Origin of the sequence: Pseudomonas sp. Root401 (assembly GCF_001425105.1) — a bacterium.
In the GTDB taxonomy this organism is placed as follows: domain Bacteria; phylum Pseudomonadota; class Gammaproteobacteria; order Pseudomonadales; family Pseudomonadaceae; genus Aquipseudomonas; species Aquipseudomonas brassicacearum.
The window spans coordinates 630,192-642,648 of the sequence record NZ_LMDO01000001.1; the positions used below are offsets into that span (position 1 = coordinate 630,192).

Annotated in this window: 9 protein-coding genes; 4 read left to right on the forward strand and 5 right to left on the reverse strand. The window is 61.1% G+C overall.

What is annotated here, in order from left to right:
• The first annotated feature begins 65 nt into the window (after positions 1-65).
• The gene (locus ASC85_RS02565; RefSeq protein ID WP_057448123.1) at positions 66-959 is read left to right on the forward strand and encodes a universal stress protein; all 894 of its coding nucleotides are present in this window, start codon (positions 66-68) and stop codon (positions 957-959) included.
• Here the strand turns inward: ASC85_RS02565 and ASC85_RS02570 are convergent.
• The gene (locus tag ASC85_RS02570; RefSeq protein ID WP_057448124.1) at positions 949-1,932 is read right to left on the reverse strand and encodes a zinc-dependent alcohol dehydrogenase family protein; all 984 of its coding nucleotides are present in this window, start codon (positions 1,930-1,932) and stop codon (positions 949-951) included. The genes ASC85_RS02565 and ASC85_RS02570 overlap by 11 nt on opposite strands.
• 169 nt (positions 1,933-2,101) lie before the next feature.
• Here ASC85_RS02570 and ASC85_RS02575 point away from each other — a divergent pair, with 169 nt between their 5' ends.
• From ASC85_RS02575 to ASC85_RS02585, 3 genes are all read left to right on the forward strand, one after another.
• Positions 2,102-4,474, forward strand: a complete 2,373-nt coding sequence (locus ASC85_RS02575) for a phosphoketolase family protein (protein ID WP_057448238.1) — start codon at positions 2,102-2,104, stop codon at positions 4,472-4,474.
• Between the two features lie 66 nt (positions 4,475-4,540).
• Positions 4,541-5,431 (forward strand): universal stress protein, encoded by an 891-nt coding sequence (locus ASC85_RS02580; RefSeq protein ID WP_057448125.1) that lies wholly within the window; start codon positions 4,541-4,543, stop codon positions 5,429-5,431.
• Between the two features lie 100 nt (positions 5,432-5,531).
• On the forward strand, positions 5,532-6,887 hold the full coding sequence (locus ASC85_RS02585) for an MBL fold metallo-hydrolase RNA specificity domain-containing protein (protein ID WP_057448126.1): 1,356 nt from the start codon (positions 5,532-5,534) through the stop codon (positions 6,885-6,887).
• A gap of 336 nt (positions 6,888-7,223) precedes the next feature.
• Here the strand turns inward: ASC85_RS02585 and ASC85_RS02590 are convergent, their stop codons facing one another.
• The 4 genes from ASC85_RS02590 to ftsH all read right to left on the reverse strand — a co-directional run bounded on the left by ASC85_RS02590 (position 7,224) and on the right by ftsH (position 12,284).
• The gene (locus ASC85_RS02590) at positions 7,224-7,763 is read right to left on the reverse strand and encodes an Hsp20/alpha crystallin family protein (protein ID WP_057448127.1); all 540 of its coding nucleotides are present in this window, start codon (positions 7,761-7,763) and stop codon (positions 7,224-7,226) included.
• Positions 7,764-7,851: 88 nt separating this feature from the next.
• The gene (gene arcD, locus ASC85_RS02595) at positions 7,852-9,345 is read right to left on the reverse strand and encodes an arginine-ornithine antiporter (RefSeq protein ID WP_057448128.1); all 1,494 of its coding nucleotides are present in this window, start codon (positions 9,343-9,345) and stop codon (positions 7,852-7,854) included.
• Between the two features lie 130 nt (positions 9,346-9,475).
• The gene (gene fnr / locus ASC85_RS02600) at positions 9,476-10,228 is read right to left on the reverse strand and encodes a fumarate/nitrate reduction transcriptional regulator Fnr (protein ID WP_057448129.1); all 753 of its coding nucleotides are present in this window, start codon (positions 10,226-10,228) and stop codon (positions 9,476-9,478) included.
• A gap of 229 nt (positions 10,229-10,457) precedes the next feature.
• Entirely contained in the window at positions 10,458-12,284 is a 1,827-nt protein-coding gene (ftsH, locus tag ASC85_RS02605; protein ID WP_057448130.1) for an ATP-dependent zinc metalloprotease FtsH, read from the reverse strand.
• Positions 12,285-12,457: the final 173 nt, after the last annotated feature.

Sequence of the window (12,457 nt, forward strand, 5' to 3'; positions counted from 1 at the left end):
ATCGCGCCGGAAAAGGCCGGTGCAAGTTTCGGGATTTCGCGTAGGCAATCCTATGGAGGTGTGCGATGGGGCAATACCAGCGTCTGCTATTGATCGTCGAACCTGATCTGCACCCCTCCGCAGCGATGCGCAGGGCCTGTGCCCTGGCCCGGGCCAGCGGCGCGGCGCTGCATTTGTGCGCTTTCGTCCAGCCGCCGGCGCGTACCCACTTGTGGGGTGAAAAAACCGACGAAGCGAGTGTGCAGCGCTATTTGCACCACTATCGTCGCTGGATGGTAGAAGAGGCGGAGTTGCTCAAGGAGGAAGGCCTGGATGTGACGACTCACGTGGTGTGGACCCTCCATCCGTTGCTGGACATCCTGCGCTATGTCGAGCAGTTCCAGCCTGATCTGCTGATCAAGGACGTCACCCTCGAACCTTTGCTCAAGCGCGTGTTCGCCACGCCCCTTGACTGTCATTTGTTGCGCGACTGTCCGGTGCCGGTGCATCTGGTCAACCAGGCGGTACACGGCTTGCCGCAGCGGGTCGTGGCTGCGGTGGACCCCTCGGACCCCGAGGCCGATGCCTTGAACGAGCGTATCGTCCAGACGGCCACCGCGCTGGCCCGGCAATGCGACGCCTCGTTGCATCTGTTGTACGCCTGCGACCTGTCGCCGGCCTTCAATGGCGAAGCCTCGTTGCTGGCCGGTGCCTGGGATGATGACTTTGCCGACGCCCTGCGCGAATCGCTGCATGCGGCGTTTATCAGCCTGGCCGAGCGCTGTGGCGTACCGGCGGAACGTCGGCACTTTATCGTTGGCCTGCCGGTGCCGGTCATCCGTGAGTTCATCGACGAATTCGAGGCCGACGTGGTGGTGATGGGCACTGTGCACCGCGCCGGCCTTGAGCGTTTGATTGGCAGCACGACAGAACGCGCCTTGTATTCGGTGCCGGGCAGTGTGCTGGCGGTCAAGGGATAAGTACGATAGCCCCGTTGACCTGTCCGCTCCTCAGTCGCTCCAGGGCCTGGTTGGCTTGGACCAATGGGTAGCAGGTCACGTTGCAATGCACGGGCGTGCGCTGGATCTGCTCGAAAAATGCCACGCCGTCCGCGCGGGTCAGGTTGGCCACTGAACGCACGCTGCGCTCCTGCCACAACAGGCGATAGGGGAAGGTGGGAATATCGCTCATGTGAATGCCTGCACACACCACGCAACCGCCTTTGGCGGTGGCTTGCAAGGCCAGCGGCACCAGTTCGCCGACGGGGGCGAAGATCAGGCTGGCGTCGAGCAGGTGTGGCGGCGCCCGATCCGATGCCCCGGCCCAGGTCGCGCCCAGCGAGCGGGCATAGTCCTGGCCGCTGTCATCACCGGGGCGAGTGAAGGCATAGACTTGCTGGCCCCGGCCCACGGCGACCTGGATCGCCAGGTGCGCAGCGGCGCCGAAGCCATAGAGGCCCAAGTGAGGGGCGTTCTGCGCCATCTGCAAGGCCCGGAAACCGATCAGCCCTGCACACAGCAGGGGGGCGGCTTCGGCGGCCTCCAGTGTATCGGGCAGAGGGAAGCAGAACCGCGCATCGGCGACGGTGTAGTCGGCATAACCACCGTCCAGCTGGCAACCGGTGAACAGCGCCTGGTCGCAGAGGTTTTCCCGGCCCGAGCGGCAGAACTCACACACGCCACACGTCCATCCCAGCCAGGGCACACCCACCCGCTGGCCGATCCAGTCCGAGGCTACTTGCGCGCCAACGGCGGTGACCTCTCCGACAATTTCGTGGCCCGGCACGCGAGGCAACCGGGCCTGGGGCAGTTCACCGTCGAACAGATGCAAGTCAGTGCGGCACACACCGCAGGCGTGCACCTTGATCAGCATTTGCCCGGCGGCCGGCGTCGGTTGGGGACGTTCCTCCAGTTGCAAGGGCTGGCCAATCGTGTGCAGGACCATGGCGCGCATGAGCATTCTCCTGTGTGAACGGGCGCTCGCCATGCCAGTGAGCGGCGCCAGGGCATCGAGCAAGCACCTTGTATGACCTTAGCGTCCCTGGTTCTGATGTAAATCAAGTCACCCTTATTCCCGCGTTCCAGAATCAGGCATGGCAACCCTGTTTTTTGCGGAGGACGTGATGAGCGATTTTCTCAGCCCCGACCAATTGGAAGGCATTGACGCCTATTGGCGCGCATCCAATTACCTGGCCGTGGGTCAGATCTACCTCAAGGACAACCCGTTGCTGCGCAAACCGCTGCAACGCGATCACGTCAAGCCGCGCCTGCTGGGCCACTGGGGCACGACGCCGGGGCTGAATCTGATTTACGTGCACCTCAATCACCTGATCAAGTCCCGTGACTTGAACATGATTCTGATCACCGGCCCTGGTCATGGCGGCCCGGCCATCGTCGCCCAGAGTTACCTGGAGGGCAGCTTCACCCAGTGTTATCCCTCGGTGGAGCAGAACGAAAACGGCATGTTGCGCCTGTTCCGACAGTTCTCCTGGCCTTATGGCTTATCCAGCCATGTCTCCGCGCAGATTCCCGGCTCCATCCATGAAGGTGGGGAGTTGGGTTATTCCCTGGCCCATGCCTATGGCGCGGCGTTCGACAACCCGGACCTGATCGTGGCTTGCGTCATCGGCGACGGTGAGGCTGAAACCGGCACGTTGGCGGCGAGCTGGCACTCCAACAAGTTCCTCAACCCCAGGCGTGACGGCGCCGTACTGCCCATTCTTCATCTCAACGGTTTCAAGATCGCCAACCCCACGCTGCTTTCGCGCATCAGTGAAGACGAGCTGTCGGCCCTGATGTATGGCTACGGCTACGATCCTTATTTTGTCGAAGGCGACGATCCGCAAGCGGTGCACCAACAGTTGGCCAGGACCCTGGACGGCATGTTGCTCAAGATTCGCGAAATCCAGCGCATGGCCCGTGCGGATTCGTCGGGACGTACCCTGGAACGCCAGCTCTGGCCGATGCTGGTGTTGCGCACGCCCAAGGGCTGGACCGGTCCGAAGTTCGTCGATGGCCAGCAGGTCGAAGGTACCTGGCGCGCCCACCAGGTGCCGCTGAGCCACTTCGAGCTGCCCGTGCATTTGACGCAACTGGAGCAATGGCTCCAGAGCTACCGTCCGCAGCAATTGTTCGACGACAACGGGGCGTTGCTCCCGGACATTGCCGCGTTGGCACCGACGGGACATCGGCGCCTGGGCGCCAATCCCCATGCCAATGGCGGCGTGCTGCTCAAACCCTTGGAACTGCCCAGGTTCACCGATTACGCCGTGCAATTCAGCGCGCCCGGCAGCGTGCAGGCGGAGGCCACCCGGGTGTTGGGCGGTTTTGTCCGTGATGTGATGAAGCACAACCTGCGGGCAGGCAATTTCCGCCTGTTCGGCCCCGACGAAACCGCCTCCAATCGCCTTGATGCGGTGTACGAGGTCAGTGGCAAGACCTGGATGGCGGCCCTGGAGGCGGGCGATACGAACCTGGCGTGCGATGGCCGGGTGATGGAAATCCTCAGTGAGCAAGTGTGTGAAGGCTGGCTGGAGGGGTATTTGCTGACTGGCCGGCATGGGCTGTTTTCCTGCTATGAGGCGTTCATCCACATCGTCGATTCGATGTTCAATCAGCACGCCAAATGGCTCAAGACCGCCGCCCAGATCCCGTGGCGGGCGTCGATCGCTTCGCTCAATTACCTGCTCACGTCCCATGTCTGGCGTCAGGACCACAATGGCTTTTCCCATCAGGACCCGGGGTTCATCGACCTGGTGGCGAACAAGAGCGCTGACGTGGTGCGTATCTACCTGCCAGCAGACGCCAATTGCCTGTTGTCCGTTGCCGATCACTGCCTCAAGAGCCGCGATTACATCAATGTGATCGTGGCCGGCAAGCAGCCGGAATGGCAGTGGCTGGACATCGATGCGGCCGTTCGGCACAGCTCGGTCGGGATCGGTCGCTGGGCCTTTGCCTGCAACAACGACGAAGACCCGGACGTGGTGATGGCCTGTGCCGGTGACGTGCCGACCTTGGAAACCCTGGCCGCTGTCACACTGCTGCGTGAATACGTGCCCGACCTGCGCGTGCGGGTGGTGAACGTCGTCGACCTGCTGGCCCTGCAACCGCCGCAACAGCATGCCCACGGGTTGCCGGACGCCGAGTTCGATGGGTTGTTTACCGTGGACAAACCAGTGATTTTCGCCTTCCACGGCTATCCGTCGCTGATCCATCGGCTGGTCTACAAGCGTCACAACCACGATAACTTCCATGTTCGCGGTTTCATGGAGGAGGGCGCCACCACTACGCCGTTCGACATGGCGGTCATCAACCACCTGGATCGCTACCAACTGGCGCTCGATGTCATCCAGCGCGTGCCGCGGTTGCAGCCGCTGGTGGACAGCGCTCGGGATCGCTACTGGGCAACCATGGAAAAGCACCAGCTGTACCTCATCGAGCACGGGCAGGACATGCCCGAAGTCTTGAATTGGCGCTGGACGCCGACGCCGCAATGACGGCCGACATGCCTCATGGCATCGACGCTGCGCCGTGGCATTCGAGCCCGACTTTGGAGACCCATCATGAGCCAGTACCAACGCCTGTTGCTGATCCTCAACCCGGCACAACGTCATTCGCCCGCCTTGCATCACGCCGCGGCCCTGGCGGCGGCCAGCGGCGCGCACTTGCATGTCACCGCCTTGGTTCCCTCGCTGGACATTCTTTCGCTGCTCGAAGAGGAGCCTCGTGAGGAAGCGCGGCAGAACTATCTCCAGGACCATCGTCATTGGTTGGAGGATGAGGCGGACAAGATGCGTCGCCGTGGCCTGCGGGTCACCACTGAGGTGGAATGGGCCCAGAAGATGGGCAAGCAGATCCTGCAACACGTTACGCAAATCCAGCCGGATTTGCTGATCAAGCAGGTACAACACGAGCCCATGCTCAAGCGGGCTTTCTTCACCCCGCTGGACTGGCAACTGCTGCGCAACTGCCCGGTGCCGATGTACCTGGTGGGGGCCACCGGTCATGCGCTGCCGCGTACAGTGGTCGCGGCGGTGGACCCTTCCAGTGCGTTTGCCCAGAACAGCGGGCTGAACGACCGGATCATCCGCCAGGCAATGAGCCTGGCCTTGCAGTGCGACGCCGAGCTGCATCTGGTTCACGCCTATGAGGTGTCGTCAGTCTATCTGGGGGATGCGGGCGGTGGCGGCCTGTCGCTGTCGCAGCTCAGCAAGGAATTGCGCAGGAGCCTGGAAAAAACCTTCCTGGAACTGGCGAACCTGTTTGGTGTGCCGGCCGAGCGCAGGCATTTTCTGCTGGGGCATCCGGTCTCGGCCCTGAGTGAATTTGCCCTGGAGCATGAAGTGGACGTGATCGTCATGGGGCGATTCCAGCACGACGATCTGTATGGGCTACTGGGCAGCACGACCGAGCACATCCTGTACCAGGTGTCGTGCAGTGTTCTGGCGGTGTGATGAATCGGGCTTGACCGCTGGGTTGTTGATAAAGATCAACGGCACCGAGGTCAAACAATGGGACCAATAGACTAACGATCGATTGTCCAGGAGCACCGCCATGCGCATGACATTTCTCGGGGCCGCCGGTACGGTCACTGGCAGCAAGTACCTGCTGGAACATGACGATCAGCGCATCCTGATAGATTGCGGCCTGTTCCAGGGCTACAAGCAGTTGCGCCTGCACAACTGGGATCCCTTCGAACTGCCGATGCGTGACCTGGATGCGATCGTACTGACCCACGCCCACCTGGACCACAGCGGCTACCTGCCGGTGCTGGTGCGTAATGGCTATCGCGGCCCTATCTATGCCTCGCCGGCGACCTGCGAGCTGGTGAAGATCCTGCTGCGTGACAGTGCTCGCTTGCAGGAAGAAGAAGCCGAATACGCCAACCGCAAGGGGTTCTCCAAACATGCGCCGGCCTTTCCGCTGTACACCCGTGAACACGCTGAACGAGCGCTGAAACTGCTGCGCCCGATTGCATTCGAACACCCGGTGGAGATCGCCCGGGGGATAACCATCTTGCTGCGTCGCGCCGGGCACATCCTCGGTGCCGCGACGGTACAGGTCCAGGCCGGTGGGGTGACGCTGGTGTGTTCCGGGGACCTGGGGCGACCCGAGGATCCGGTGATGTTCGCGCCGAAGGTCATCGAGCAGGCGGACGTTCTGTTGGTGGAGTCCACCTATGGCGACCGTCGACACCCACACGAGTCGCCGGAAGACCAATTGGCTGAGGTGATCACTCGCACCGCGCTGCGCCGTGGCATCACGTTGGTGCCCTCGTTCACGGTTGGCCGGGCCCAGTTGTTGATGTACCACTTGTATCGCCTGAAGCAACGCCGGGCGATTCCCGATATCCCGATCTACCTCAACAGCCCCATGGCCATTGATGTCACCCGGTTGTACCAGCGCTTTGGTGACGAGCATCGTCTTTCCAGGGAGGAGTGCGAAGGCATGTGCCACATCGCCCATCCGGTGCGCTCGGTCAAGGACTCCATGGCCCTGGACCTGCAACGCACCCCGGCGGTGATCATCGCCGCCAGTGGCATGGCCACCGGCGGGCGCGTGCTGCACCACCTCAAGAGCCTGGCGCCCAACCCCATCAACACCTTGCTGATGCCCGGCTTCCAGGCAGGCGGTACGCGAGGTGCGAGGATTGTGGCGGGCGAGCCTGCGGTGCGCATCCACGGCAAGGACGTGCCGATCAATGCCGAAGTGGTGCCCATGCAAACGCTCTCGGCCCATGCCGATGCCGACGAAATCATGCAATGGCTGCGCGGCTTCAAGACACCACCCCGGCACACCTATGTCGTGCATGGCGAACCTAATGCGTCCGATGTCTTGCGCCACCGCATTTGCGATGAATTGGGTTGGTCGGTATCGGTGCCGGAGTACCGCGATAGCGTCGAACTCTGAGCCACCGCTATCGCGAGCAGGCTCGCTCCCACAGAGGATTTTCAGTGGTCGCCGGATTAGTGCCCGCCACGGCCCTGTGTGGGAGCGAGCTTGCTCGCGAAGGCGGCGGGGCGGCCTAGCCGAAATAGATGCTAACTGATCCACCGCTATCGCGAGCAGGCTCGCTCCCACAGAGGATTTTCAGTGGTCGCCGGATTAGTGCCCGCCACGGCCCAATGTGGGAGCGAGCCTGCTCGCGAAGGGGGCGGCCGCTTCAACGACGCATTCGGCCTGAAATAAGCGCAGGCATGAAAAAGCCCCTCGTCGTTGGCCGGCGAGGGGCAGGGTTCAAAGCGATCAATCGGCCTTGATCGGCACGACCTTTTCCGCTTTCAGTGCTTCTGGTTTTTTTGGCAGTATCAGGGTCAGCACGCCTTTGCTGAACTGGGCTTCGATCTTGTCGCTGTCGACGCCTTTTGGCAGGTTGAACACGCGTTCGAAGGAACCGTAATGGCGCTCGGACAGGTGATAACCCTTTTTCTTTTCTTCCTTGGTTTCTTTTTTCTCCCCCTTGATGATCAGGTTGCCATTGGCCAGGCGGATTTCGATGTCTTTCTGATCCATGCCGGGCAACTCGGCGGTGATTTCAAAGCTCTTTTCCTTCTCGCTGATGTCAACGGCCGGCAGGCTGCTCAAGGAGAACTCTCGGCGCCAGAAGGGCTCGACATCGAACAGCCCGCGACTGAAAGGAGAAATCCCCGTGCCCCGGTTGAAGTCATCGAACAGGCGATCCACCTGCTGGCGCAGCTTTTCAAATGGATGCCTGAGGTCAGTCTTGGCGGGATGCGGAGCGTCTTCTTCGGTTTTGACCGGCATTTTTTTCACTGAATTGGACATTTGATTTCCCTCTTGGGTGATGTCCGGGCAGGTACCTGGCCAGATGACCAGATACCGCTGCCGAACGGATCAATGCACGCTTGCGAACTTACAAAGACAGTTGGCCGGACCAGAGCATCCAGCCGGCGAAAATCGCCGCCGCCCAGATCACCAGCAGCAGGCCCCAGCCAAAACCATTGAAGGCCCGTCCCGTCCTGGCCCGTTGAGCGCTCAGGTAGATCAGCGAACCGGGGGCATAGAGCAGGGCACTGAGCAGCATGTAGCGGGGGCCGGCGGCGTAGAGCAGCCAGACGCAATAGCCCGTCGCGACCACAGCGATGACCATGTCGCGCAGTTGCAGGCCGCGATGGCCGGCGTAGGTCTGGCCTTGCCAGGTCATCTTCAGTGCATACAGGCCACTGAACAGATACGGCAGCAGGATCATCGAGGTGGCGAGTGAAATCAGCGCCAGGTAGCTGGCGCTCGAATACAGGGTCAGCAACAGGAACAATTGGATGCAGCCATTGGTGATCCACAGCGCGTTGGCCGGTGCGCCATGTTGGTTTTCCGTGGCCAGCAGGCGCGGCATGACCTTTTCCTTGGCCGGGGTGAACACCGATTCGGCTGCCAACAGCGTCCAGGCCAGCAACGCACCGCCCACTGACACAATCAGGCCAATGCTGATCAGCACCGCGCCCCAAGGCCCGGCCACCGCTTCCAGTACACCCGCCATGGAAGGGTTCTTCAGGGCGGCCAGTTCGGGCTGTCTGAGGATGCCCAAGGACAATAGGGAAACGGCGATCAGCAACATCAATGTGAGGACGAAGCCAATCACGGTGGCGCGGCCGACGTCGGCCCGTTCGGCGGCCCGGGCGGAGAATACGTTGGCGCCTTCAATACCGATGAACACCCAGACCGTCACCAGCATGGTGCTCTTGACCTGGTCCAGCGTACTGCCCAGCGCCGGCGTACCCCAGAAATCCACCATGAAGGTGTCCTTGGAGAAAGCGGCAATCACCAGCCCGATGAACAACAGCAACGGCACCACCTTGGCGATCGTCGTCAGGGCGTTGGCCTTGGCGGCGGTGCGCATTCCGCGCAGGATCATCCAATGCAACGCCCACAGCACCACGGACGCGCCGATGATCGCGGCTTTGTTATTGCCTTCGCCAAACACGGGGAAAAAGTAACTGAGCGCGGCGAACAGAATCACCAGGTAGCTGACGTTGCCGATCCAGGCGCTGATCCAATAGCCCCACGCCGAATTGAAACCGAGGAATTCGCCGCCCAAGGCACGGGCATAGGCAAACACACCGTTGTCCAGTTCCGGTTGGCGGTTGGAGAGGGTCTGGTAGACCAGGGCCAGCGAGAGCATGCCCACGCCGGTGATGAGCCAGCCGATCAGGATCGCCCCGGCGCCAGCGCTGGCGGCCATGTTCTGGGGCAGGCTGAAGATGCCGCTGCCGATCATCGAACCGACGACCAGGGCGATCAGCAGGCTCAGCGACAGGCGCCTGGGCTCGACCTTTCGCAAACTGCCGGCCAAAGGGTGAGGTTTGACGGTCGGGATGACCGGTTCTGTACCTTGCAGGTGCGTTGCCATGATCAAAGCCTCCATGAGACGGGAGGTTCGGTAACCTTCGTCGATGCAAAGGTTCGAACGCTGAGTCTTAATTTCGGCTTGGAGGCGTTGAGGGGTATTGACGTAGATCAGATGTCATGCAGAGCAAGCGTCACAGTTCCGTATGACGATGGCAACCGGCGACTTTTTGTTTGAGGCCGGGCAAGTCCAGAATGGTGACATTGCGCCCATGCATGTCTACCAGTTCCTCCTGGCGCAGGTGGGCGATGCCCCGGCAGATGGTTTCCAGACGCAGGCCCAGGTAGGAGCCGATGGCTTCGCGGCTCATGCGCAGCACAAATTCCCTGGAGGAATAACCGCGCATGTTAAGCCGCTGGGATAGGTTCAATAGAAACGCCGCCAGGCGTTCGTCGGCGTTCATGTTGCCGAGCATCAACAGCATGCCGTGGTCACGCACGATTTCCTGGCTCAGGAGTTTGTTCAGGTTGTGCTGCAACGACGGCAAGTCGTGGGCCAGTTTTTCCAGGAGGTTGAAAGGCAGCGGGCAGACTTCGCTGTCTTCCAGGGCGATGGCATTACAGGCGTAGTGATCGGTGCTGATAGCGTCCAGGCCGAGCATTTCGCCTTGCATCTGGAAACCGGTGACTTGTTCGCGACCGTCTACCGAAAGGACGCTGGTCTTGAAGAAGCCCAACCTCACGGCATACAACGAGCGCAGTGGGTCGCCGGTCCGATACAGCGCGGCGCCTTTCTTGACCTTCATCCGCTGGGCGATCAGCGTGTCCAGGCGCTCGACTTCGCCGCCCGTCAGGCCAATGGGCAGGCACAGTTCGAGCACGCTGCAGTTCGAACAAGCGGTCTTGAGCGCATGCACGTGCAGAAGTCGCGGTTCAAGCTCGCTCATGGGGAAATTTCCTTTATCTGGTGCAAGCATAGAAGAACAATTCAGCTGCGCTTGTTTTTTGTCGGCCTAAAGTGCTACCGGCTGTCGATAGACGCAGAACGGGTACAAAGGATGGGGGTGCAAACCTTCACTATGGGGCTTGCAGATGACGCTATTGCGTCGTGGGTGTGTGTACAGGGTGCGTTGGATTCGTTCACGCCGTGACAGATCGATCAACGGCCAGGCGCCGTCAAACCAGTCGCAAGGCCAGCGCAGCGTGTTTAAGCGGCAGGAGCGGGGCAAACTCTTCAGGTGTCAGGGTTTCCTTTTCCACCAGCAGATGGGCCCCGGCGTCCAGGTCTTCCCGATGGTTTTCCAGCAGTGTCCTGGCGCGTTGATAGGCTTCAGCGAGCAAGGCGCGAATAGCCAGGTCGACTTCCCTGGCGGTTTGTTCCGAATAGTCCTTGTCACCGATTTCCATGCGCTCGCCCAGGTAGCTCGCACTTTTGCGTTCCAGCACCGCCAGGCCAAGCTCCGTGCTCATGCCAAAGCGGGTGATCAACTGCCGGGCGATATCCGTGGCGTGGGCCAGGTCATCGGCGGCCCCGGTCGAGACTTGGCCATAGGCCAGGCATTCGGCGGCACGTCCCGCCATCAGGACGACCATGCGGTCCTTGAGCATCTGGTAGCTGACAAGAAAATGATCTTCCGTCGGTCGCTGCAGGGTATAGCCCAGCGAGCCAATGGCACGCGGCACGATCGAGACCTTATGGACCGGGTCCATGTCTGGCAGGTTGCTGGCCGCCAGTGCATGGCCCATTTCGTGGTAGGCCACCACTTGGCGTTCATCGGGGTGCAGCAGGCTGCTCTTGCGTTCGATCCCGGCAACGATGCGCTCCACGGCCGCGGTGAAGTCGTCGAGGCTGACCGTTTCGGCACCCCGTCGAGTGGCGATGATGGCGGCCTCGTTGACCAGGTTGGCCAGGTCAGCGCCAGTAAAACCGGTGGTGATGTCGGCGATACGCTCGCTATCGAGGTCCTGGCCGGTGACGATTTTCTGCAGGTGGACCTTGAGGATCGCCTGCCGGCCTTTACGGTCGGGGCGATCGATCAGAATCTGTCGGTCGATCCGGCCGGCTCGCAACAGCGCCGGGTCCAGTACCTCGGGGCGGTTGGTCGCCGCGAGCAGCACGACACCCTCACGCGGGTCGAACCCATCGAGCTCTGCCAGCAATTGGTTGAGGGTTTGTTCTTTCTCGTCATTGCCCCCGAAGGCGCCGACGCCGCGCATTTTGCCCAGCGCATCGAGCTCATCGATAAAAATGATGCAGGGCGCGGCCTGCCGGGCCTGTTCGAACAAGTCATGCACGCGAGCGGCACCAACACCGACGAACATCTCGACGAATTCCGACCCCGATATCGAGAAGAAGGGCACGCCGGCCTCTCCGGCGATGGCCTTGGCGACCAGGGTCTTGCCGGTGCCCGGCGGGCCGACCAGTAACGTCCCCTTGGGGATGTGTGCGCCCAGGCGCGCATATTTCGCCTTGTCCTTGAGAAAGGAGACAATTTCCACCAACTCGGCCTTGGCTTCGTCGATGCCGGCGACGTCGGCAAAGGTCACCCCGGTATCGCGTTCGACGAACACCTTGGCGCGGGACTTGCCGATGTTCATCAAGCCACCCATGCCCTGTTTTTCCGCCAACCCACGAAACAGGAAATGCCAGACCACCATGATCAGCACGAAGGGCAGCAGCCAGCCCAGCAAGCCGTTCAAAAAAGTGTTTTCGTTGATGCCTGTAAAACCGACACCTGATTGGGCAAGGTCCGTTGCCAGAGCCGGATCGACCCGTACGGTCGAGAACAGGTTGTGACCCTCAATCGGTTCCTGCAATTTGCCGCTGATGTGTTCTTTTTCGACGCGTAAATCGCTGACCTTCTGATTGCTCAACAGCTGTAGGAACTGGCTATAGGGGATGACCTGCACCGCGGGGCGTTCGAAAAACAGGAACTGCACCAGGCTGAACACGGCCAGTGCAATGAAGAAGTAGGACAGGTTCCATTGGTGGGTTTTTTTCATGGCCTCGACTCAATAAAAGGCCTCGGATGGCCGTGCATAAATGGTCGGGGAGATATCAGGCTCCCTGGTTTGTTTTTTCTACGCCTGAGGGCTGCAAAGACATTGAGCTAAATCAACTAGGTTCAAGTCAGCGCGGTGAGGGCGTCGGACGAGCCATGCAGTTGACAAAAATC